At 67.3% G+C, this 21,766-nt stretch carries 27 protein-coding genes; 11 read left to right on the top strand and 16 right to left on the bottom strand.

What is annotated here, in order from left to right; all coding sequences use genetic code 11:
* The first annotated feature begins 116 nt into the window (after window positions 1-116).
* Complete coding sequence (locus ACIQC9_RS09695; protein ID WP_400614948.1) at window positions 117-560, top strand: tRNA (cytidine(34)-2'-O)-methyltransferase; 444 nt, start codon at window positions 117-119, stop codon at window positions 558-560.
* Here the strand turns inward: ACIQC9_RS09695 and ACIQC9_RS09700 are convergent.
* Window positions 557-1,138 (bottom strand): NUDIX domain-containing protein, encoded by a 582-nt coding sequence (locus ACIQC9_RS09700; RefSeq protein WP_400614950.1) that lies wholly within the window; start codon window positions 1,136-1,138, stop codon window positions 557-559. The two genes, ACIQC9_RS09695 and ACIQC9_RS09700, sit on opposite strands and share 4 nt — an antisense overlap.
* Window positions 1,135-1,659 (bottom strand): hypothetical protein, encoded by a 525-nt coding sequence (locus ACIQC9_RS09705; protein WP_400614952.1) that lies wholly within the window; start codon window positions 1,657-1,659, stop codon window positions 1,135-1,137. Before ACIQC9_RS09705 ends, ACIQC9_RS09700 begins: the two co-directional genes overlap by 4 nt.
* 48 nt (window positions 1,660-1,707) lie before the next feature.
* Here ACIQC9_RS09705 and ACIQC9_RS09710 point away from each other — a divergent pair, with 48 nt between their 5' ends.
* Window positions 1,708-2,433 carry a WecB/TagA/CpsF family glycosyltransferase gene (locus ACIQC9_RS09710; RefSeq protein WP_400614954.1) on the top strand — a complete coding sequence of 242 codons (726 nt, stop codon included), beginning with the start codon at window positions 1,708-1,710 and terminating at the stop codon, window positions 2,431-2,433.
* Here ACIQC9_RS09710 and ACIQC9_RS09715 read toward each other — a convergent pair.
* Window positions 2,423-2,947 carry a TIGR02281 family clan AA aspartic protease gene (locus ACIQC9_RS09715; RefSeq protein ID WP_400614956.1) on the bottom strand — a complete coding sequence of 175 codons (525 nt, stop codon included), beginning with the start codon at window positions 2,945-2,947 and terminating at the stop codon, window positions 2,423-2,425. The two genes, ACIQC9_RS09710 and ACIQC9_RS09715, sit on opposite strands and share 11 nt — an antisense overlap.
* A gap of 108 nt (window positions 2,948-3,055) precedes the next feature.
* Window positions 3,056-3,265: a DUF1289 domain-containing protein gene (locus ACIQC9_RS09720; RefSeq protein WP_400614958.1), complete on the bottom strand. Its 210-nt coding sequence runs from the start codon at window positions 3,263-3,265 to the stop codon at window positions 3,056-3,058.
* Between the two features lie 150 nt (window positions 3,266-3,415).
* Here ACIQC9_RS09720 and ACIQC9_RS09725 point away from each other — a divergent pair, with 150 nt between their 5' ends.
* Both ACIQC9_RS09725 and ACIQC9_RS09730 read left to right on the top strand, forming a co-directional pair.
* Complete coding sequence (locus tag ACIQC9_RS09725) at window positions 3,416-3,574, top strand: hypothetical protein (protein WP_400614960.1); 159 nt, start codon at window positions 3,416-3,418, stop codon at window positions 3,572-3,574.
* 180 nt (window positions 3,575-3,754) lie between these two features.
* Entirely contained in the window at window positions 3,755-4,555 is an 801-nt protein-coding gene (locus ACIQC9_RS09730) for a crotonase/enoyl-CoA hydratase family protein (protein WP_400614963.1), read from the top strand.
* A 3-nt stretch (window positions 4,556-4,558) separates the two neighbouring features.
* Here the strand turns inward: ACIQC9_RS09730 and ACIQC9_RS09735 are convergent, their stop codons facing one another.
* The 3 genes from ACIQC9_RS09735 to ACIQC9_RS09745 are packed head-to-tail and all read right to left on the bottom strand — an operon-like array spanning window position 4,559 to window position 7,527.
* Window positions 4,559-5,581: an HlyD family secretion protein gene (locus ACIQC9_RS09735; RefSeq protein ID WP_400614966.1), complete on the bottom strand. Its 1,023-nt coding sequence runs from the start codon at window positions 5,579-5,581 to the stop codon at window positions 4,559-4,561.
* Window positions 5,582-5,602: 21 nt separating this feature from the next.
* Window positions 5,603-6,358 carry an ABC transporter ATP-binding protein gene (locus ACIQC9_RS09740; RefSeq protein ID WP_400614968.1) on the bottom strand — a complete coding sequence of 252 codons (756 nt, stop codon included), beginning with the start codon at window positions 6,356-6,358 and terminating at the stop codon, window positions 5,603-5,605.
* On the bottom strand, window positions 6,355-7,527 hold the full coding sequence (locus ACIQC9_RS09745; RefSeq protein ID WP_400614970.1) for an ABC transporter permease: 1,173 nt from the start codon (window positions 7,525-7,527) through the stop codon (window positions 6,355-6,357). The genes ACIQC9_RS09740 and ACIQC9_RS09745 overlap by 4 nt, the downstream gene beginning before the upstream one ends.
* Before the next feature lie 159 nt (window positions 7,528-7,686).
* Here ACIQC9_RS09745 and ACIQC9_RS09750 point away from each other — a divergent pair, with 159 nt between their 5' ends.
* Window positions 7,687-9,756 carry a S46 family peptidase gene (locus ACIQC9_RS09750; RefSeq protein WP_400614973.1) on the top strand — a complete coding sequence of 690 codons (2,070 nt, stop codon included), beginning with the start codon at window positions 7,687-7,689 and terminating at the stop codon, window positions 9,754-9,756.
* A gap of 175 nt (window positions 9,757-9,931) precedes the next feature.
* Window positions 9,932-12,022: a S46 family peptidase gene (locus tag ACIQC9_RS09755; RefSeq protein ID WP_400614975.1), complete on the top strand. Its 2,091-nt coding sequence runs from the start codon at window positions 9,932-9,934 to the stop codon at window positions 12,020-12,022.
* 18 nt (window positions 12,023-12,040) lie between these two features.
* On the opposite strand, the gene ACIQC9_RS09760 is transcribed toward ACIQC9_RS09755, so the two are convergent.
* The 6 genes from ACIQC9_RS09760 to ACIQC9_RS09785 are packed head-to-tail and all read right to left on the bottom strand — an operon-like array spanning window position 12,041 to window position 16,923.
* Window positions 12,041-12,247: a hypothetical protein gene (locus tag ACIQC9_RS09760; protein ID WP_400614977.1), complete on the bottom strand. Its 207-nt coding sequence runs from the start codon at window positions 12,245-12,247 to the stop codon at window positions 12,041-12,043.
* A gap of 17 nt (window positions 12,248-12,264) precedes the next feature.
* On the bottom strand, window positions 12,265-12,900 hold the full coding sequence (gene pgsA, locus ACIQC9_RS09765) for a CDP-diacylglycerol--glycerol-3-phosphate 3-phosphatidyltransferase (RefSeq protein ID WP_400614980.1): 636 nt from the start codon (window positions 12,898-12,900) through the stop codon (window positions 12,265-12,267).
* A 58-nt stretch (window positions 12,901-12,958) separates the two neighbouring features.
* A complete protein-coding gene (locus ACIQC9_RS09770) occupies window positions 12,959-13,582 on the bottom strand; it encodes a carbonic anhydrase (protein WP_400614983.1) in 624 nt (207 codons plus the stop codon).
* 20 nt (window positions 13,583-13,602) lie between these two features.
* Entirely contained in the window at window positions 13,603-15,510 is a 1,908-nt protein-coding gene (gene uvrC / locus ACIQC9_RS09775) for an excinuclease ABC subunit UvrC (RefSeq protein ID WP_400615455.1), read from the bottom strand.
* A 46-nt stretch (window positions 15,511-15,556) separates the two neighbouring features.
* On the bottom strand, window positions 15,557-16,003 hold the full coding sequence (locus ACIQC9_RS09780; protein WP_400614985.1) for a DMT family transporter: 447 nt from the start codon (window positions 16,001-16,003) through the stop codon (window positions 15,557-15,559).
* A gap of 38 nt (window positions 16,004-16,041) precedes the next feature.
* The gene (locus ACIQC9_RS09785) at window positions 16,042-16,923 is read right to left on the bottom strand and encodes an alpha/beta hydrolase (RefSeq protein ID WP_400614987.1); all 882 of its coding nucleotides are present in this window, start codon (window positions 16,921-16,923) and stop codon (window positions 16,042-16,044) included.
* Between the two features lie 190 nt (window positions 16,924-17,113).
* On the opposite strand from ACIQC9_RS09785, the gene ACIQC9_RS09790 reads away from it, so the two are divergent.
* The 5 genes from ACIQC9_RS09790 to ACIQC9_RS09810 all read left to right on the top strand — a co-directional run bounded on the left by ACIQC9_RS09790 (window position 17,114) and on the right by ACIQC9_RS09810 (window position 19,697).
* Complete coding sequence (locus ACIQC9_RS09790) at window positions 17,114-17,872, top strand: SDR family oxidoreductase (protein ID WP_400614988.1); 759 nt, start codon at window positions 17,114-17,116, stop codon at window positions 17,870-17,872.
* A gap of 4 nt (window positions 17,873-17,876) precedes the next feature.
* Window positions 17,877-18,281 (top strand): dihydroneopterin aldolase, encoded by a 405-nt coding sequence (gene folB, locus ACIQC9_RS09795; protein WP_400614990.1) that lies wholly within the window; start codon window positions 17,877-17,879, stop codon window positions 18,279-18,281.
* A 56-nt stretch (window positions 18,282-18,337) separates the two neighbouring features.
* On the top strand, window positions 18,338-18,892 hold the full coding sequence (locus ACIQC9_RS09800; protein WP_400614993.1) for a hypothetical protein: 555 nt from the start codon (window positions 18,338-18,340) through the stop codon (window positions 18,890-18,892).
* A gap of 16 nt (window positions 18,893-18,908) precedes the next feature.
* On the top strand, window positions 18,909-19,301 hold the full coding sequence (locus ACIQC9_RS09805) for a hypothetical protein (protein ID WP_400614995.1): 393 nt from the start codon (window positions 18,909-18,911) through the stop codon (window positions 19,299-19,301).
* A 108-nt stretch (window positions 19,302-19,409) separates the two neighbouring features.
* Window positions 19,410-19,697, top strand: coding sequence for a GNAT family N-acetyltransferase (locus tag ACIQC9_RS09810; protein ID WP_400614998.1), 288 nt, complete (start codon window positions 19,410-19,412; stop codon window positions 19,695-19,697).
* Here ACIQC9_RS09810 and ACIQC9_RS09815 read toward each other — a convergent pair whose 3' ends face one another.
* The 3 genes from ACIQC9_RS09815 to ACIQC9_RS09825 form a co-directional block, all read right to left on the bottom strand.
* Complete coding sequence (locus ACIQC9_RS09815) at window positions 19,698-20,690, bottom strand: SDR family oxidoreductase (RefSeq protein ID WP_400615001.1); 993 nt, start codon at window positions 20,688-20,690, stop codon at window positions 19,698-19,700.
* A 93-nt stretch (window positions 20,691-20,783) separates the two neighbouring features.
* Window positions 20,784-21,293 (bottom strand): DUF3617 domain-containing protein, encoded by a 510-nt coding sequence (locus tag ACIQC9_RS09820; protein WP_400615003.1) that lies wholly within the window; start codon window positions 21,291-21,293, stop codon window positions 20,784-20,786.
* A 104-nt stretch (window positions 21,294-21,397) separates the two neighbouring features.
* Window positions 21,398-21,709, bottom strand: coding sequence for a hypothetical protein (locus ACIQC9_RS09825; RefSeq protein WP_400615005.1), 312 nt, complete (start codon window positions 21,707-21,709; stop codon window positions 21,398-21,400).
* Window positions 21,710-21,766 lie beyond the last annotated feature (57 nt).

Consider the following 21,766-nt stretch of genomic DNA (forward strand, 5'->3'; position numbering starts at 1 on the left):
TCGGCTCGCCCGGCCCGTCTTTGCGGCGGAAGTCCGCAAGTTGCTGACGCTTCTTGCGAAACGGTCGCAATTCAGGCCGCGACAAGCCCCCGGGCCGCGCGTATGAGGGCCTTAGAATGCGTCTCGCCCTTTTTCAACCAGCCATTCCTCAGAACGTCGGCGCCTGCATCCGATTGAGCGCATGTTTCGGCGTGGAATTGCATGTGATCGAGCCCACGGGCTTCCGTCTGGACGACCGCGCCATGAAGCGCGCGGCGCTGGATTACGGCCCCTTGGGCCATCTGACCCGTCATGCGGACTGGGACGGCTTCCAGCGCGACCGCGGTCCCGGCCGGCTCGTCCTGCTGACGACGAAGGGTGCGACATCGATGACCGGGTTCCGGTTCCAGCCGGACGACACCCTGCTGTTCGGCAGCGAACCCTCCGGCGCCCCCGATCATGTGCATGAGGCGGCCGACGCGCGCGTCTTCATTCCCATCCGGCCCGAAACCCGCTCGCTGAACCTGTCGGTCAGCGCCGGCATCGCACTGTGGGAAGGACTGCGGCAGACGCAGCTCTAGGCGAACACCGTCAGCGCCGCGTGCTGCAGCAGGATAATCGTCTTGGCGTCCCGGATGCGACCGTCGGCGATCTGCGCCATGGCTTCATCGAAGCCGATCTCCAGAACCTCGATCTCCTCGCCCTCGCCTTCCAGTCCTCCACCGTCGCCGATCCGCATCGACGCATCGTACTCGGCGATGAACAGCGACAGCCGCTCGGTCACCGAGCCCGGGCTCATGAAGCAGTCGAACACCAGCCGGACATCGCCCAGCCGATAGCCGATCTCTTCCTCGACCTCCGCGCGGATGCGGGCCTCCGGATCGGCGTCGTCCAGCAGACCGGCCGGAACCTCGGTCAGCAGGTCGTTATGACCGTTCGAAAACGCCGGATAGCGGAACTGCTGCGTCAGGATCACCGTCCGGGCCGCCGTATTATAGGGCAACAGGGCGACGCCGTTGCCCCGGTCATAGGCTTCGCGCGCCTGCGTCTGCCAGCTCCCATCATTCCGCCGCCAGTCAAACGTCGCCTTGCGCAGGACGTACCAGTTGTCGGACAGCACCTTGATCTCGCGCACCCGAACGCGATCGGCGACGCTCATTCCGGTGCGCCTTCGGCGGTCAGGATGGCGAGGTTGGACGCCTCATCCGACTCCGACAGCGCCGCCCGCCCCAGCCTGACGGCCTCATCCAGCGTGTCCGCAACCGCGCGGGTCGCGTCGCCCGGAGCGCAGGCCACGGCCAGCAACTCGGCGGCGTCTCCACCCGGCGCGGCGTCATAGACCGGAGCAGTATCCGGCGTCGACGGCCCCTCGGCGCCGCCGGCCTTCACCGCGACGAAGTCCAGCCGGTCGGCAGTGTGGGCGGTGCAATCGAATCGCCACCACGACCAGCCGCCCCAATAGGCCTGCCCGGCCACCTCGAAATCATCTTCGGCAACCTGAAAGGCGCGCATTTTCACACCCTCAGCATCGCGTTCCAGCGAGACTGTATCGGCGAAGAACACGAACCGGCCAACGCCGGTCAGGACCAGATGATGCTCGCCTTCATGCTCCCGAACGGACTGGGCTGAAGCCGAGGTGGCCAGGATCAGGGCGACGGCAAGGGCGGGAAAACATTTCATGCGGGGGATCGTAACCGGGCGTTGACCGGGCCGCGATAGGCTTTGGTCATGACGCGCTTCATGACCCTGGATTTCGCCGACGGCGACCGCGCGACCCTGCTTGGCCGTGTCAAGGCGATGGCGTGCGGACCCTACGGATATGTCGTTACGCCCAACGTTGACCATGTGATCAAGCTGGTGGACGGGCGGGTGGACGAGGAAGTCTATCGCGGCGCGGACCTGATGATCTGCGACAGCCGCATTCTGGCGCATCTGGCGCGCCTGCGGGGCAAGCGGTTGTCGGTGCTCCCGGGGTCGGACCTGACCGCGGCTTTACTTGAGGCCGAGACGGATCTGACCTTCGGTGTCTTCGGCCCTGACCGCGAGGCCTTTGACGATCTGGCGGCACGGTATCCCGAGCGCCGCCTGAGGTTCGTTGAAGCGCCGATGCTGACGCCGGGCACGCGGGGATGGGATGCAGCGGTTGGTTCGGCTGCGGCGGCGGAGTGGAACGTGCTGCTGGCCTGTGTGTCCTTTCCAAAGCAGGAATTGTTCGCTCACGCGCTGAAGGCAGCAGGTCGGCAGGATGGCGTCGCCCTGTGTGTCGGCGCATCGGTGGATTTCCTCACCGGTCGCCAGCAACGCGCGCCACGCCTGTTCCAGCAACTATCGCTTGAGTGGCTGCATCGCCTGCTCAGCCAGCCGCGTCGAATGTTCCGCCGTTATCTAATCGAGGGGCCGGCCATTCTCGGCTGGTTCTTACGCCTGGAAGTGCTCAGGCGCTCTAGACCCTGAGCGTCAGCGCCGTGGGCGTGGCGGTGAAGGTCGAAAGGCGGCCTAGGTAGCTCATGCCCAACAGGCTGTGCTCAAGGCCTTCCTCGACCACGAGGGCCTCGACCTCGTCCACCCGGGCGCCGCCGACGGCGACGGTGGACAATTGGACCGGGGCGGCTCGAACGTGACCGGAGGCGGTGACGACGGTTCCGGTGAAGTCCTCGGGCTGGAGCTTCAGGCCCAGACGCAGGGCGTCGTTGCGGGTCAGGGCGACGACGCTGGCGCCGGTGTCGACCATCACGCGGACCGCGCGGCCGTCGATCACGGCGTCGGCCCAGTAGTGGCCGTCGGGAGATTTGCGAAGCTGGGCCGGACCGGTCGCGGCGGCGGACCGGACGGGCGTTTCCGCGACGACGGGCAGGACCGCGGCTTCAGCCCGACCGGAATCGGTGAAGCGATCCGCACCCCAGGCGGCGCCGAGCGCGCAGACGACCGCCATGGCCATCACGCCCATCGAGGAAGAATCGAAACGCATACGGACCCACGCCATCGACGCCGCTTTCTTGCGGCTTGGCGGTGTTGTCGCAAAACAGGTTTGGGATGCCGTGAAGAGGCGTGGTGGACGGCGGATTAACCGGCGCGGTCACCAGAAGGCGGAGTCGACACGGTTCTTGCGAGCCGGCAGGTCTTCCATGATGGCCGCCCGCTGGTCATCGGTCAGCGCGCTCCAGCCGCCGATTTCGGACAGGGTCCGGTAGCAGCCGAGGCACAGGCTGGACGCTCCGTCGACCAAGCAAACCTTGACGCAGGGCGTGGCGATCGAGCGTGGCGGTGGCGACACATTAGATGACATAAGCGAGAAATATGGTCCGCTAGCGGAGTAAAAACTTGAAAAACGTCACAGACCTGTCATGTTACTCCTGACGCGAAACGACTGAGAGGGTGAAAACCCCTGCGAGCACGACGTGTCTCTTTTCATCGTTCCTCGAAAGGAGACATCACAATGAACGATAGAGACCGGAACCTCCAGCACGCCATGATGAGCTTTGCGCTCTGGGGCGGCATGCTGGTGAACACGAAGAACACCAACGGCGCAGGCGACCGCGTGGTCAGCCACCCGTCCAACTTCGTACCCATCAAGATCGACCGCCCGCGCCGCTAAGCCGGTTCGAGCGCATCGCCAGAGCCCCGGTCGAAAGGCCGGGGCTTTGTCGTTCTTGAAGGGCGCCATCGCTCGCCGCGCGGCGGCTCGCTGCTTGAGCGTGGATGGAGCCAGCCAGCGCTCGGCGGGTCTCGCCCCTCGGCTTGAGCGCGGATGCGGCTTGCCTGATAGGCTTGCTGTATGACTGACCTGATCAATATCGAACGCCTCGGCCCCATAGAGGTCTGGACACTGAACCGGCCCGAGCGGCTGAACGCCCTGCCCGATCTGCAGGATGGCGATGCCTTCACTAACGCTTGCGCCGCCGTGAACGCGGACATGGACGTGAGGTGCGTGGTGCTGACCGGCGCAGGACGGGCCTTCTCGGCGGGTGGCGATCTGAAGGCCATGCGGGACCGGCGGGACCTGTTCGAGGGAACGGGCGCGGAAATCCGCGACCGTTATCGCCGTGTCGTCCACCGGATCGTGCGATCGCTCTATGGGCTGGAGGTTCCGCTGGTGGCGGCGGTGAACGGGCCGGCCATGGGCCTCGGGTGCGACATCGCCGGACTGTCGGACATCCGGATTGCGTCCGAGGCGGCCAGCTTCGGCGTGCCGTTCCTGAAGCTGGGCATCCTGCCCGGCGACGGCGGGGCGTGGCTGATGCCGCGCAATGTCGGCTATGCGCGGGCCGCCGAGCTGTTGTTCACCAGCCGCACGCTGGACGCGGCGACGGCGCTGGACTGGGGGCTGATCAACAGGGTCGTGACGGCGGACAGGCTGATGGACGAGGCGCTGGAGACCGCGGGCGTCATCGCCGGTCAGGCGCCCCACGCCCTGCGCATGACCAAGGCCCTGTTGCGGCAGGGCCGTGACGCGACCTTCGATCAGATTCTCGAAATGACCGCCGCCATGCAGGCTCTGGCCCACTTGACCGAAGACCATGCCGAGGGCGCGGCGGCGGCGCTCGAGAAGCGAGCGCCGCGATTCGAAGGCCGCTAGTCGTCAGTCCGCCTTGGCTTGAGCGGGTCGGGCCATGGCGCGGTCGGCGGGGACGCCGGGGGTTGTGGCGCGGGCGGCGCCGGCGGTCTCGCCGGGCTTCATGAACTTGACCAGCACGCGCTGGCCGATCAGCAGCGGGGCGTCGCCGGCCGAGACGACGACCTCGACCACGCGCTCGTCCGACCGCTGCGAGGGATCGTCGGAGGCCAGCTTGCGGGCGCCGAAGACGGCCGCGCGGCGCAGGACCGAGCCGATATAGACCTTGGACGGATCACCCTCGGGCGTGATCTCGACGGCCTGACCGACGATGATGTTGGGGATGTCGGACTCGACGATCTCGGCGCGGGCGATGCGCGGGGCGTCGGGCTCGAGGTCGAACATGTTGGAGACGTTGAGCGTCGAGGCGCCGGCGCCGGGGTTGGCGTAGCGACGGACGATGCGGCCCGACTGCGGCGCGCGGATCACGGTCAGCTCGACGTTGTAGGCGGCCTGATCGCGACGGGCGCGGGCCGTGTCGACGGCAGCCTGCTGCGAGCCAAGGCGGGCGCGGGCGGTCTCGATGGCGTCGCGGGCCTGATCCATGCGGGCCGCGGCGACGAAGTTGGTGGCGACCAGTTTCTCCAGCCGCTCGTACTCGCGCTGGGCGGTGTTGATGTCGACCTGGATTGCGCGAAGCTGGGACTGGGCCGAGGCGAGGTCGGCATTGGCGGTCTGAAGGGCCAGACGGGGCTCGTCGTCTTCCTGACGGGCGAGGATCTGGCCGGCCTCGACGCGGTCGCCTTCCTGCACCAGCACCTGACGCACCACGCCGCCGCGGCGGGCCGCGATCTGGATGATGCCGCCCTCGATATCCACCTTGCCGTTGGCGATGGCGGCGTAGGGGGTCACGACCTTCTGGGCGTTTTGGCGCTCTTCCTCGGCCTTCCTGGCCTTGGCGGCGCCCTGCATGGTCGTGAAGCCGACGACGAGCAGCACGATCAGCACCAGGCCGATCCAGAGCCATTTGTTCTTCAGAAAAGCGGGCATTGGGTCAGTCCTTGGGATCGGTCAGTGCGAGGCCAGGGTGGCGTCGGGGTTGGGGGTGCGGCGCTCGTCGCTGGTGATGACGCCATCCTCGATGTGGATGACACGGTCGGCCCAGGCCTCGAGGCGGGGATCGTGGGTCACGCAGATGACGGCGGCGCCGTGTTCGGTGGCGGCGCGGCGCAGCAGGCGGATGACCACCTGACCGTTCTCGCCGTCCAGCGCCGAAGTGGGTTCGTCGGCGAACAGGATCTTGGGGTCCTTGGCCAGCGCGCGGGCGATGGCGACGCGCTGCTTCTCGCCGCCCGAAAGCGCCGAGGGCCGCTGGTGCAAACGGTGGCCGAGGCCGACCTCTTCCAGCGCCAGGGTGGCGCGCTTGCGCGCCTGATCCGGCGACAGGCCCTGGAACTTCAGCACCGTGGTCACCTGCTGCAGGGCGCTGAGCGCCGGGAACAGGTTGAAGCCCTGAAAGATGAAGCCGCAGTGGTCGAGCCGGAACTTGTCGATGCGACCCGAGGACAGCTTCCACAGATTGTCGATGTCGAGGGCGTCCACCCGCCCCTGCTCGGGCTTCAGCAGGCCGGACAGGGCGGCGATCAGGGTCGACTTGCCGGAGCCGGACGGGCCCATGACCATGGTCAGGTCGCCATGGCGGGCGTCGAAGTTCACGCCTTTCAGCACCTCGACAAACGACTTGCCCGACTTGAAGCGTTTGATCAGGCCGGTGGCCTCGATGGCGGCCTCGCCGTGGCGGCCGTGCAGCTGAGTGTGGGCGTTCATCGCAGCAGGTCCGCCGGTTGGCTGTTCTTGAGGATGCCCATCGAGAGCAGGCCCGACAGCATGGCGATGATCACAAGACCGCCGCCGACGACGATGATCAGGATCGGAGGCAGGGCGATGATGACCGCGCCCGCCGCCGCCAGCAGCGACAGCAGCCAAGTCAGCAGAACGGCGGCGCCGGTTCCGACGACCCCGACCCAGAAGCTCAGCTCCATGACGATACGACGGAGCGAGCCCATGCCGACGCCAAGGGCGCGCAGCGAGGCGAACTCCTTGATGTTGGCCATGATGGCGCCGCGCAGGGTCTGCCAGGTGATGGCCACGCCGATGATGGTCCCGAGCACCACGCAGCCGGCGATGATGATCAGCAGGATGCCTTCCTCGAACATGGCGCCTGCGTTGGCGTCGGCGAGCTGCTGGCGGGTCCAGGCCTTCCACTGGCCGTCGCCCATGGCGTTCAATTGGGCGGCGACGGCCTCGGCCCGCGCGGGGTTCTTCAGCTTGACCATCAGCGGGCCGACGCGGGGGCCGGTGTCGGCCTGCCCCACCATGCGCAGGGTGTCGCGCGACATGACTATGGAGGGCTGCATCATGTTCGGATAGCCGCGCAGAACGCCGACCACCGTCACGGTCTGACCGTTGTACAGCGCCTTGTCGCCCAGCTTGACGCCGAGCTTGGGCAGGCTCGTCTCGTCGATGGCGACCGTATAGGGCTGGCGCAGGGCGTCGACGAGTTCCTGCGAATAGTCGACCGGGATGGTCACGGCGTCCGGGGTGGTGTCGATGATCTGGGCCTGGACGAAGTTCATCTTGGCCGCGCCCTGACGGGCCCGCTCGGCCTGCGACATGGTCGGGTCGACGTCCTTGACCGACTGGAAGCTGCCGCCGGCCATGTCGAACGGCTGGACCTCGGCGACATCTGGGTGGTTGTAGACCAGCGGCTGGAACCGGCGCGGCACACCGGAGGGGCCGCCGAACAGGCTCTTGGCTCCGGGCTGCATCACGATGACATCGGCGCGCGAGCGCTCGATCTGGGCGGTGAAGCCCTTTCCGATGCCGATGAAGACGCCGGTCATGGCCATGACCAGCAGACCCGAAAGGGCCAGCGCCATGACGGCCGCCATGTAGCGACGCCATTCGTACAGCAATGTGGATAGCGCGAGCGACATGCGCGGTTCGGTCCCCTGACTTGGGGTTTATCTGACCGGCAGTCGGGACCCCGTCGAGTTAAATCGGGGTAACAGAGAGTTGCGACGATCCAGCCGTGGACGGGCGTGGGGCCGCGGGTCTAGGAGTTAACGACCCTTGGTATCGATGGAGACCGCCTGATGTCGTTCCGTTCCCTGCGCGCCGCATTCGCGGCGACCGCCTCTCTCGTCGCCGTCGGCGGCGCGATCGCCCTGACTGCGACGCCGACCGAAGCCCGCGCCGAGGAGGGGATGTGGACTTTCGACAACTTCCCGATCCAGGCGGTGAACCAGAAATACGGGACCCGCATCGATCAGGCGTGGCTGGACCGGGTACGCAACGCCTCGGTGCGGATTCAGGGTTGCTCGGCCTCGTTCGTCTCGGATGAGGGGCTGATCCTGACCAACTGGCACTGCGTCGTCGGCTGCGCTCAGGAGCTGTCCACGCCGGAGCACGACTACGTCAAGAACGGCTTCCTGCCCGCCACCCGCGAGGAGGAGAAGAAGTGCCCGGGCCAGACCGCCGAGGTGCTGACGGAAATCACCGATGTCACCGATCGCGTGCTGGGCGCCGGTCAGGGACTGGAAGGCGCCGCCTTCAACGCCGCCCGACGGGCCGAGATCGGTCGCATCCAGCAGGAGGCCTGCGGGGGCGACGCGAAGTTCAACTGTCAGGTCATCGACTTCTACCGGGGCGGCCGGTTCTCGCTGTACAAGTTCCGCAAGTACGACGACGTGCGGCTGGTGTTCGCGCCGGAGAACCAGGCGGCCTTCTTCGGCGGCGATCCCGACAACTTCAACTTCCCGCGCTACGCCCTCGATGCCGGATTCCTGCGCGCCTATGAGGACGGCAAGCCGGTCGAGACGCCGAACCATCTGAAATGGAACGCCAACGCTCCGGCCGAGGGCGACGTGACCTTCGTGGCCGGCAACCCCGGCACGACCCAGCGCCTGCTGACGATCAGCCAGCTGGAGCGGCTGCGCGACCAGCAGCTGCCGGTCACCCTGATCCAGAACTCGGAACTGCGCGGCCGCCTGCTGGAGTATTCGCTGACCGGGGACGAGGCCAAGCGGGTGTCCTTCGATCCGGTCTTCGGTCTGGAGAACAGCTTCAAGGTCTATTACGGCCAGCAGGGCGCCCTGACCGATCCGGCCTTCATGCAGGTGAAGCGGGATCAGGAGACCGAGCTGCGTCAACGCGTGGCGGCCGATCCGGCGCTGGTCCAGCAGATCGGCGATCCGTGGGCCGATCTGGAGCGGGTGCAGGCGACCGCGCGCGATCTGTACCTGCCCTTCCGCCAGCTGGATCAGGCCGCGGGCGGCGGTTCGACCCTGTACCAGATGGCCAAGGCGCTGGTGCGGGCGGCGAAGAACACCGAGGCCACGCCCGAGCAACGCGCGCGACTGGCCGCGACCATGGGCGAGGAGACGCCGATCTATGCGGACATGGAAGAAATCCGCCTGCGCTACTGGCTGTCCAAGACGCGCGAGTATCTGACCGTCGACAATCCGCAGGTGAAGGCGATGCTGGGCCGTGAGAGCCCGGAAGCGCTGGCCGATCGCCTGATCACCGGCACGAAGCTGGGCGACGCCGCCTTCCGTCGCGAGGCGGCGGGCATGACGCTGGAGCAACTGACTGCGGCCGATCCGCTGCTGGCCTTCGTGGCGGCCAACGATGACGCGGCGAAGGCCATCGGCGATCGCTGGGCCGCCGAGGTGACCGCGCCAACCGCCCGTGCGGCCGAGAAGGTCGCCCAGGCGCGGTTCGCCGCGTACGGCACCAACCAGTATCCGGACGCCACCTTCTCGCTGCGTCTGTCGTACGGGACTGTGCAGGGCTGGAGCTATCGCGGTGTGACCGTACCGCCGTTCACCTACATGGGCGGCCTGTACGAGCGGGCCACGGGCTCGGAGCCGTTCAACCTGGCGCAGGCTTTCGCCGACAACGAGGCGAAGGTGAACAAGGAGACGGTCTATGACTTCTCCTCCACCAACGACATCATCGGCGGCAACTCCGGCTCGCCGGTGATCAACGCCGCCGGCGAAGTCATCGGCGCGGCGTTCGACGGCAACATCCACTCGCTGGGCGGCTCGTTCGGTTACGACGGAGAGCTGAACCGGACCGTGTCGGTGTCGACAGCGGCGATCACGGAAGCGCTGCGCAACGTCTACCCGAACCCGCGCATCCTCGGAGAGCTGGGGGTTCGGTAACTTCACTGACCTTCTCCACTCGGGGGAGAAGGTGGCGCGCGGAGCGAGACGGATGAGGGGGCTGGTTGACGCCGGCCCCCTTTTTCCGGTCTGGATATGGCCAGAGCCCCCTCATCCGAGCCCTTCGGGCCCACCTTCTCCCCCAAGTGGAGAAGGAGACGTTTTTGGAGTCCTCATGCGCCACCTAACCCCTGCCCGTCACGCCATCTGGGCCGCCGCCCTTCTAACCCTCGCCGCCGGTTCGGCCGCGAAGGCGGAGGAAGGCATGTGGACGTTCGACAACTTCCCGATCGCGCGGGCCAACCAGACTCTGGGCACCAGCATCGATCAGGCGTGGCTGGACCGGGTGCGGCTGAGCTCGGTCAAGTTCGGCGGCTGCTCGGCGGGCATCGTGTCGGGCGAGGGTCTGGTGATGACCAACAATCACTGCGTGGCGACCTGCGTGGCCAACATCTCGACGCAGGCGGTCAACTACGCCGAGACCGGCTTCACCCCGCGCGCCCGTGAGGAAGAGGTCAAATGCCCGGGCGGCACGGCCGAGGTGCTGACCGACATCAGCGATGTGACCGAACGCATGCAGGCGGCGGGCGCGGGTCTTGAAGGTCAGGCCTTCACACAGGCACGCGACGCCGAGGCGGGCCGGATCGAGCAGGAAGCCTGTGGCGGTGCAGCCGACAAGCGGTGTCAGGTGGTGACATTGTATCGAGGCGGCCAGTTCAAACTTTACACCTACAAGAAATACTCGGACGTCCGGCTGGCCTTCGCACCCGAGGACCGGGCAGCGACGTTCGGCGGTGATCTGGACAACTTCAGCTTCCCGCGCTTCGCCATCGATGCGGCCTTCATCCGGCTATACGAGAATGACGCGCCGGCGCAGACGCCGACGCACTTCAAGTGGAACCCCGCCAAGCCCGTCGAGGGCACGCCGGTGTTCGTGGCGGGCAGCCCGGGCGCGACGCAGCGCCTGTTGACCATGGACCAACTGATGACCGTGCGGGACGTGGTCCTGCCGCTCGACCAGTTGATCGCGTCGGAGCTGCGCGGGCGACTGATCCGCTATTCCGAGGAAGGCGAGCGGCAGGCGTTCGAGGCGATGGATCCGATCGTCGGGCTGGAGAACACCTACAAGCGCGGGCTGGGCCGGATGCGGGCGCTGACTGATCCGCAGTTCATGGACATGAAGGCGGCCGCGGAAGTGGACTTCATGCAGCGCTACGCCGCCGCGAATGGCGATGGACCGGACCCGTGGGGTGCGCTGGAAGCGGTGCAGCCGATCCAGCGCGAGCTGTATCCGGCCATGGCCCTGCTGGAAGGCGGCACGGGTGTGGGCACCACGCCGGTGGCCGGCGGATCGCAGCTGTTTCTCTGGGCCCGCACCCTCGTGCGCGGCGCGCAGGAGCGGGAGAAGGCGTCGGCCGAGCGTCTGCCCGAATACGCCGACAGCCGACTGGCGGGTGTCCAGAGCGGTCTGTTCGCCGAGCGGCCGGTCTATCCGGAGCTGGAGCAGGTGCGGCTGGAGTGGTGGCTGTCCAAGACTCGGGAGTGGCTGACCGTCGACAACCCCGACGTCCGCGCCCTGCTGGGCCGCGAGTCGCCGGAAGGTCTGTCCGCGCGTCTGGTCGAGGGGACGAAGCTGGCCGATCCGGCGGTGCGCCGCGCCCTGTGGGAAGGCGGCCTTCAGGCGGTCCAGGCCTCGGACGATCCGTTGATCCGGTATCTGCTGTCGATTCAGGAGCCGACCCGGGCGATCCGCGCCGACTGGGAAAGCCGGGTTCAGGCGCCGACCGATCAGGCCTCGGAACGGCTCGCCGCGGCCCGCTTCGCCGCCTATGGCGACAGCGTCTATCCGGACGCGACCGGGACGCTGCGCCTGACCTACGGCAAGATCGAGGGATCGGACGTGCCCGGCCAGCGCTGGGGTCCGTTCACGACCTTCGACGGCCTGTGGGACCGCGCGACCGGCGCGGCGCCGTTCGACGTTGCGCCGAAGCTGCTGGCCGCGAAGGACCGTATTCCGGCCGATACGGTGATGAACATGACCCTGTCGTCGGACACGATCGGCGGATCGTCAGGCTCGCCGGTGGTCAACGCCGAGGGCGAGATCCTGGGCGCCAACTTCGACTCGACGGTCCTGACCCAGCGCAACGCCTATGGCTATGACCGCAACGTCAATCGCTCGGTCATTGTCACAACAGGCGCGGTGACGACCGCGCTGCGGGATGTCTATGGCATGGAACGGCTGGTCGCGGAACTGGGCGGCCGGTAAGGCCCGGAGGCGGCGGGGTCAGCCCTCGCCGCCGCCCTTGTCCGCCTCGTCCTTCTTCGCCTTCGCCTTGGCCGCGCCCATGAAGGCCACGCCAAGCCCGGCGCCAATGGCGACGCCCAGCGACAGGCCCAGCGCAAGGTTGTCCATGGCCGTGCCCAAGGCGACGCCCATACTGAGTCCCACGCCGATGCCGATGGGCAGGAAGGCGGCTTCCTTGTTCTTCATGGCTGTGTCCTCCGGCCCTAGATGTGGCTCATCTTGTCACGGGCCTTGGCGAAATACTGCCAGCCGGTCCAGACGGTGATGATGGCCGCCACCCAGAGCAGGACATAAGCAAAGGTCTGGAAGTGCGGCTGCCATTCCAGCGGCAGGCCGAAGCCGTCCCACAAAAGCACCAGCTGCAGCGCACCCAGCGCCACCATCTGCAGCGTCGTCTTCCACTTGGCCAGCAGGGTGACCGGCAGCTTGACCTTGCCCGCCACGGTCTCGCGCAGGGCCGAGACGGCGAACTCTCTGAACAGGATCAGACCGCAGGGAATCGCGGCCTGCGGCACGGAACCCCAGGCCAGAACGCCGAGGATCGCGCCCGTGACCAGCACCTTGTCGGCGATCGGGTCGAGGATGGCGCCCCAGCGCGTCGTCGCGTGCCAGCGCCGTGCGAGGAAGCCGTCGACCCAGTCGGTCGAGGCGGCGATGACGAAGATGATGAAGGCGTTGCGCCCCAGCATGAACTGGTCGTCCGGCGACAGATATTCCGACAGCACCGGGATGCCCTGCGGCGCCGCGCCGGCCAGGATCAGGAACATGATCACCCCGGCGAACAGCCGCAGGCCGGTCAGGATGTTCGGAATCGGATTGGCGTGCGGATTGGGGGTCATGCGGGGCTCCTGAAACCTCAACGCCGATCTGCCACGCTTCGATGCGTGAGGCGAGCGCTCAGCCGAGCGGCTCGAAACGACCGGGCCCCTCCAACGCGCTCAGGATGCCGTCGGCGATGCCGAAATGCAGGCCGGTGAGCGTCAGGACGCCGGCCCTTTCGCGTTCCGCGATCCACGGGAAGGTTCGCAGGTTTTCGATCGACAGACGGACCACCGTTTCTTCCGCCAGCCGACCGGTCTCCTCTGCCGGGAAGCTTTCGCAGATCATTCGCACCACCGGCGCGGCCTGCGCGACCCAGGGCGCCACGAAGTCGGCGCAGCTTTCCGGCGTGCCGTTCAGCATGGCGTTCACCCCGCCGCAGTAGGCGTGGCCCATGACGACGATGCGGGACACTTCCAGCACCTTGACCCCGAACTCCAGCGCCGCCGAGACGCCGTGTAACTGGCCGTCCGGTTGATAAGGCGGCACCAGATTGGCGACGTTGCGCACGACGAACAGCTCGCCCGGAGCGGCATCGAAGATCAGGGCCGGGTCGGCGCGGCTGTCGGAGCACGCGACGATAAGCGTGTGCGGTTTCTGGCCTGCGGCCAGCGCCTCATATTCAGCCCGCGCCTCGGGCCAGCGGTTCTCGCGGAAGCGACGGTAGCCTGTCAGCAGGGAGTTGGCGGAATGATCGGACATGGCCGCGTTCTAATCCGTGATCAGGCTTTGCGGAAGAAGCCGTGGATGCGTTCGGCCAGGGCGCGGTTGATGCCCTCGACCTTTTCGAGGTCGACGACCGAGGCCCGCCCGACGCCCTTGGCGGAGCCGAAGGCGTGCAGCAGGGCCTTCTTGCGGCCGGGGCCGACGCCTTCGATCTCGTCCAGCGGATTCCTCTTGATGTCCATCGATCGGCGCGTGGCGTGGGCGCCGTTGGCGAAGCGGTGGGCCTCGTCGCGCAGACGCTGGATGTAATAGAGAGCCGGCGACTTCAGCGGCAGCATGAAGGGCGGCTTGCCGGGGATGAAGAAATGCTCCTTGCCCGCGTCGCGGTCAGGGCCCTTGGCCACGCCGACGGCCAGGATGTCATCCAGCCCCAGATCGGCCAGCACGGCCTGCACCTCGGCCAGCTGGCCGGCGCCGCCGTCGATCAGCAGAAGGTCAGGACGGTCGGCGCCCTCCCCCTCCTCCTCTTCCTTGACCAGACGGGTGAAGCGGCGACGCATGACCTCTCGCATCATGCCGTAGTCGTCGCCGGGGGTCAGGTCTTCGCCGCGGATGTTGAACTTGCGGTACTGGTTCTTGCGAAAGCCTTCGGGTCCGGCGACGATCATGCCGCCGACGGCGTTGGTCCCTTGGATGTGGGCGTTGTCGTAGACCTCGATCCGCTCAGGCCGGCTCTCCAGACCGAAGGCCTCGCAGACCTCGTCGAGGATCTTCGACTGCGCCGAGCTCTCGGCCATGCGCCGGCCCAGCGCCTCGCGCGCATTGGTCAGGGCGTGGTCGACGAGAGCCTTCCGGTCGCCGCGACGGGGTAGCTCGATCGACACCACGCGGCGGCCATCGTTCTGTTTCGCCATCATTGAGAAGGCTTCCTCCAGAAGCTCCTTCTCGTGCGGCAGGACGTTGGTCAGGATCTGCCGGGGCACCGGCTTGTCCTCGTAGAACTGGCCGAGGAAGGCGGCGAGGATTTCGGGGTCGGTGTCGCTGCGGTCCACGCGCGGGAAGTAGGCGCGGCCGCCCCAGTTCTGGCCGCCGCGATAGAAGAAGACCTGTACGCAGGCCTGTCCGCCGTCGGAATGCAGGGCGAAAACGTCGGCCTCGGCCACGCCCTCGGCGGAGACGCTGTTCTCCATCGAAATGGCGGACAGGGCCCGGATACGGTCGCGCACGCGGGCGGCGGTCTCGAAATCCATGTCGTCCGAGGCGGCCTGCATCTCCTTCGACAGCCGGCTGATGACAGCGCGCGACTTGCCGCGCAGGAATGCCTCGGCCTCGTCGACCAGCCCGCCATAGTCCTCCAGCGAGATCAGACCGGTGCAGGGCGCAGAGCAGCGTTTGATCTGGTGCAGCATGCAGGGGCGGGTGCGGGTTTCGTAGACGCTGTCCGAGCAGGACCGCAGCAGGAAGGCCTTCTGCAGCGTGGTCAAGGTCCGGTTGACCGCCCAGGTCGAGGCGAACGGGCCGAAATAGTCGCCCTTTGTCGTATGCGCCCCGCGATGCTTGCGAACCTGCGGCGCGCGGTGGTCGCGGCGGATCATCAGCTCGGCGAACGACTTATCGTCGCGCAGCACCACGTTGAAGCGTGGCTTCAGCTTCTTGATGAAGTTGGATTCGAGCAGCAGCGCCTCGGTCTCGGACGCCGTGACCACCAGCTCCATCGACCGGGTCAGCGAGACCATGTGGGCGATGCGCTGGGTGTGGAACCGGCCCTGTGCGTACTGGAGTATGCGCTTCTTGATGGACCGCGCCTTGCCCACATACAGGCAGGCGCCGTCCTCGCCATACATGCGATAGACGCCGGGCTTGTCGGGCGCGCGGCGCGCCTCGTCGCGGATCAGGTCGGCGGCCTTCAGGGCGGAGGCGGTGCTGGCCTCTATGGAATCGGGCGCGGACATTGTCCCAGATATAGGCCGGGCGCGGCGTTTGCGCGATGCATCTGCCGACGACTGCTGACTAGAAGCGCCGCACCATGATCACGCCGCCCACCACCAGCGCGACGCCCGCCAGCCGGCCGAGGTTGATCGGGGCGCGGGGAACGCCGAACGCGCCGAAGTGGTCCAGGATCAGGCTGATAAGCAGCTGGCCGGCGACCATCAGGGTGATGGTCAGGGCCACACCGAGACGCGGCACGCCCCATGTGGCCGCAATCACGAAGACCACGCCATAGAGGCCTCCGATCCATGCGTACCACGGCAGGGTTCGGGCGGCGGCCATGTCCGGCCTGGTCTGGAACAGCAGCGCCAGCAGACCCAGAGCCGCCGTGCCGACCGCGAACGAGACGAATGCCGCGTTCACCGGCGAACCGACGGCGGTCATCAGTCTGGCGTTTGTCGGCGCCTGCAAGGCGGTCGCGCCGCCAGCGAGGACGATGAGCACGATAGAGAAGACGTTCGGATTCATATGCCTTGGCTAGCACCTGAACGCCGGGCGCGCACCGGTCAGCGTGGTGCGGAAATAAACCGCGCCGCCCGTTCGCCTTCCGGATCGCCCGCGACGCCGAAGCCGAGGTTGATGTCACGGTGGCTGTCGTTCGGCGCGGATATGACCTCGGCCTGACCACCGGCATTCCGGAGAGCGACGGCGAGCGCCTCGCTCTGGGCGCGGGAATCAGCTCGGCTGGCGATGTGGAAGATCAGGAAGGGCGGGTAGGTCTGTCTACCCCGAACACGCAGGGTGGGCGACAGGGCCGCCGCTTGGTCGCCAAACGCCTGTGCGTACATCTGGCCCAGCATGCGGCCGGCGAAGCCATCGCCGCGATCTCCCGTCGCATCGTAGCCCGCGCCGTCCAGCAGCATGACCCCGCCAAGATCAGCGGGCTGGACCCCCTCTTCCACGAGATACGACGGATCGACGCCGACCAGTGCGGCCAGATGAGCGCCGGCGGAATGGCCCATGACGAAGACAGGCCGGCCCGGATGGGTCCGGATCAGATCGGCGAGAGCGGCGGCCACATCGCTGGCCTGCTCGCGGGGCGTGACAGCCGGGACCAGCCGATAGCCGATGGAGGCCAGTGTGAGGCCGTGACGTTCGGCATAGGCCGGCAGATCGTGGACCATGGACTTGTCGCCACGGGACCAGCCGCCGCCGTGCACGAAGGCGAGAATCGGGCCGTCCGTCGCGTCGGCCGAATAGAGATCATAGGCCTGCAAGGGATCGGGGCCGGTCGGGATCGTTTCGTGCGGCGACGCGGAACGACCGGCCCCCTCACCATCACGGCGCCCCCGCCGACCCCGGGGCCGGCTTTGGGCGAAGGCGGCTGACGATGCGAAAGACAGGGTCAGGGCTGCAAGCACAGCGGTCCGGCGAGACAGGTCGCGCATGATGATCTCCCGACGTCCCCTGTCGGTCATTGCACGAGGAAGCCTGTCTGTTCCGTCGCGCGTCCTTGAACTGAATCCGTTCAGGCCGTATTGCCAGCCGGTCCAAGGAGCACCCGAATGCTGGCCCTCTACATCATCGTCGGTTTCGTCGTCGTTCTCGGCGTCATCAACTTCATCGAGTTCGGCCGGGTTGACTGATCCGGTCGCCCGTCGCGGCGCCGCGCTGGTCACCGGCGGCGGCAAGCGGATCGGGCGCGCCATCGTGCTGGAGCTGGCGAAGGCTGGCTTCGGCATCGTCATCCACTATGGAAAGTCAAAGGATGCGGCTGAGGCCGTGGCCGACGAAGTGCGCGCGCTGGGACGGCACGCGGCGATCGTGCAGGCCGATCTTTCGGATGAGACGCAGGTCCGCGCGCTGATCCCCGCCGCCGTGGAGGCCGTCGGGCCGCTGGCGGTGCTGGTCAACAATGCCTCGGTGTTCGAGGACGACCGGGTCGGGTCGCTGGAGCGCGAAAGCTGGGACCGGCATATCGAGACCAATCTTCGCGCGCCCATCGTGCTGGCCGAGGCGTTCGCGGCGCAGGCGCCCAAGGGGTCGGCGATCGTCAACCTGCTGGACCAGCGGGTCCTGAAACCCGATCCGCGCTTCTTCTCCTATGCCCTGTCGCGCAACGGCCTGTGGTGGGCGACGCGGACGCTCGCGCAGGCTCTGGCGCCGCATATCCGCGTGAACGGCGTCGGGCCGGGACCGACCCTGCCGTCGGTCCATCAGACGCAGGCGGATTTCGAGGCCGAGGCCGCCGGCGTGCCGCTGGCGCGGGCCGGAAGCCCCGAAGCCGTCGCCGCCGCCGTGCGCTGGCTGGTGGACGCGGAACTGGTCACAGGCCAGATGATCGCCGTCGACGGGGGCCAGCATCTGGCCTGGAAGACCCCGGACATTCTGGAGTAGCCGCGTGACCGCATCCCCCCTGCCCTTCCCTGCGTCGGGCGGCGATCTGCGCCGCGAGGGCCTGACCGTGTTCGTGCGCGGACTGGAGATCGAGGCCGGGATCGGTGTCTATGATCACGAGCACGGCAGGCTGCAGCGGCTGGTGATCGACGTGACCCTGACGCTGGACCCGCACGGGGTCGAAAAGCTGGCCGACACGGTGAACTACGAGACCGTCGCGACGGCGGCGCGCCTGATCGCGGGCAGCGGACATGTCGGGCTGGTGGAGACCTTCGCCGAACGGCTGGCGACGACCTGTCTGGAAGACGTGCGGGTGCGCCGCGCCGTGGTGCGGATCGAGAAGCCGGGCGCCCTGCAGGGCGCGGCGGCGCCGGGCTGCGAGGTCATCCTCGCCCGGCATGACGCCTGAGGACGGTTGCACCGACGCAACCGAGCGGTAATAGCTGGCGTCTCCAAGGAGTTTCGATGCCCGGTCCCGGCGACAAAGACAGCGGTCACGACCCCGACGATCTGGTCGGATTCTCCAGCCAGCGGTCCCTGCAGGGCGAGCGTCGAGCGGCCGCGGCGGAACCGTCGCCCGCGCCGCCGCGCTCAAACCCCGTGCAAGCCTCCATCTTCGAACCCTCGGCCGAATTCACCGCCCGGGAAGCCGCCCGCCATGCGCCGCCGCGCGAGCCGGAAGAAACCCCGGGCGTGGTCGGGCTGTACGTCATCTACGCCCTGATCCTGTTCACCGTACCGACCGTCGGCGTCGCCGGCGTGGTCGCGCTGCTGGCCATGTGGAAGCGACCGGAGCCGGCGAACGCGCTGGCCCGTTCGCACTTCGTCTTCCAGAGACGGACCCTGATGGCCGGGGTCATCGCAGCCGTGGTCGGCGTGGTGCTGATGGCCGTGCCCTACGCCCTCGGCGTGCCGATCCTCTTCCTGACGGCGCTGTGGTTGATCCTTCGGGGGGCTTGGGGCGTTTTGGCCCTGAAGGCCGGCCGCGCGATCGCTCACCCGCGCGGCTGGTGGATCTGACGCCGAGAGGACCGCTATGACAGACGCCCCCCGCCAGCCCCGACTGGAAGCCGGCCACGCCTCGGAGGGCAAGGCCCCCGCCGCGATCGCGTGGCTGCTGTACATCCTCTCGATCCCCAGCGCGAACCTGCTGGTGATCGTCGGCCTGATCGTCGCCTACGCCAGCCGCAGGTCGGCGACCGGCGTGGCGAGAGCGCACCTGGATGAGCAGATCCGGCTGTTCTGGTCGGTCTTCTGGTGGACTGTGGCCCTGTGGGTCGGGATTGCGATCAGCATCCCGCTGGCGATCGTGCTTGTGGGTATCGTCACCCTGATCATCTGCGGTCTGGCGCTGTTGCTGCTGCACATCTGGTTCACGGTGAAGAGCGTGCTGGGTCTGATCGCCCTGATGGGCGACCGGGCGCCGTAGACACGGTCGCGGCGGGAACATCCGCCTTTTCAGAAAGATACGGAACGGCGCGACGGGTCGTGTGTTGGACGTTGTGTCCGATGACCGACACAGTAGAGGTTCTGCGCCATGACTGATCTCCGGGATGTTCGTTCAGAGAACCGTTTTGAACAGGGCTTCGCGGGCCCGGGCGGCGAGACGTTGGCCGTGTTCGCCGACTATGCCGTACAGGGCGACACGCGAGTGATCCTGCACGTCGAGGCCGACCCGAATCTGCGCGGCTCGGGCGCGGCCGGCCGGTTCATGCAAGCGCTGGCCGAGCACGCGCGCGCCGAGAAGCTGAAGCTGGCTCCGAGGTGCAGCTACGCCGTGGCCTGGCTGAAGCGGCACCCGGAGTTCGACGACGTCGTCGCCTGATCAGCCGCCGCCGTACCCGCCGATGATCGGCAGGATCTCGCCGGTGATGTAGCTCGACATCTGGGGTGAGGCGAGGAAGACGTAGGCGGGCGCGATCTCTTCCGGCTGGGCGGGGCGCTTCATCACGGTGTCCGCGCCGAACTTCGACGTCGCCTCCGCGTCCTTGTCGGCGGGATTCAACGGCGTCCACACAGGCCCGGGCGCGACGACGTTCACGCGGATGCCGCGCTGGCTTAGATGCGTTCCGAGCGACCGGGCGAAGGCGTGGATGCCGCCCTTGGTCATCGAGTAGTCAAGCAGGTCCTCGTTGCCCATGATGCCCGTGACCGAGCCGGTCATGACGATCGACGCACCGGCCTTGAGGTGTGGAACTGCGGCCTTCACGAGGTTGAAGTAGCCGTAGAGATTGGTCTTCAGCGTCCGGTCGAAATGCTCGAAGGTGAGGTCCTCCAGCTTTTCGACATGCTCCTGAAACGCGGCATTTGGCACGACCACATCCAGCCGACCGAAGGCTTCCAGCGTGGCCTTCACAGCAGTTTCGGAGAAGGCGGGATCGGCGACATCGCCCTTCAGAACGATGGCTTTGCGGCCCTCGGCCTCGACCGCGGCCTTGGCGTCGCCGGCGTCCTTGTCCTCGTCCAGATGGCAGATGGCGACGTCGCAGCCTTCGCGGGCGAACAGCACGGCGACCGCACGGCCGATGCCGGAGTCGCCGCCGGTGATGATCGCCGCCATTCCCTCCAGCTTGCCCGATCCCTTCCAGAAGGGCGCGTCGTACATGGGGGCTGGGTCGAGCCTGAACTCCTCGCCGGGCTTCTTCTGGTGCTGCTTCGGGAAGGGCGGTTCAGGGTATTTACGGGCGCCCGCCTGCACCGGCTTCTCCTTCGCCTCTCCGTCAGACCCGGCGTCCTTCGCGTCGATGCCGGCCTGAATCTTCCGCTCATCATCGGCGGTCTGTTCGGCGGCGGGTTCGAAAGTCTTGCGGTCGTCCATGGGGCTGTCTCCTTCGGAAAGGGGAAGCCGGGCGGGCTGGCGAAGGTTCCGAAGACAAGGGCCGGCGGCCGCGAACGGCCGCCGAACCAAGCGTTACTCGCCGTCCTGGATCAGGCCGGGTTCATGACCCGCGGGGCACGGCCCTTCGTAGACGCTGTCGTTGCGCATACGCATGTCCGCAAGCGGCTCGCCGTTGCGGGCCACCTTCAGGCGAATGTCCATGGATCCACGAGCCTGATAGTCGCCCGTGATGGTTCCATTGATTTCGGTCGTCAGGCCGTCCTTGGCACATTGCCCGCTGACGCTGATGCCGGTCGCCGTACGACGGAGTGTCGGCACGCAGTCGGATGAGCCCGTGAGTTCGAAGGGCTCGTTAGGTCCGACGCACTGACGGATCACTTCAACCTCGCCATCCCCGTCAGTCACAGTGTTTCGCCACACGCCCGGACGGAGCTTCGGCAGATCCGCCACGGTCAGCACGGCGCCGACATCGGCGGCCGGTGCAGCGGTCTCGGCGGCGTCCGCCGTTTCAGTCGCCGGGTTGGAGCAGGAGGCGACGGCCAAGGTCGCGGTTGCCGCTGCCAAGGTGATCAGGTGACGCATGGAGATGTCTTCCGAAAGAGTTGGGATCGGATGACGCTATAGGGCGGCCGGTTCTCGCCGACTCATGATCGGCGACAAGGATTCGACGAAGCCCGCCGTGGACCTCAGTGCGGGGTCTTGAGGACGATGGCCTTGAGGGTTTCGGCCTTGGCCGGCAGGTCCTGGGCCAGACGGCCAGCCAGTTCGCGGGCGCCGACGGGATAGGCGTCGCCGCCTTCCGCAATCTCACGCGCCATCGCGGTGGCGTCCATCAGCACCTTCTCCAGCGCCTCGACCTGTTCTACGGCGAGCGAGCGCGCCTCCATCTGGAGACGCTTGACGCGCTCGGCGGTAGTCTCCGGGGCCTTCATCAGGTCGTAAACCTCGGCCTCGGCCTGGATGAGACGCAGATCAGGTTTGGGGGTCTGCTCGGACATGAGTCGAGCGTAACACAACCCTGCGTGAACCGAAGCTGACAGCGGGGTTAAGGAACG

Origin of the sequence: Brevundimonas sp. NPDC092305, from assembly GCF_044755415.1 — a bacterium.
Classification (GTDB): Bacteria; Pseudomonadota; Alphaproteobacteria; order Caulobacterales; family Caulobacteraceae; genus Brevundimonas.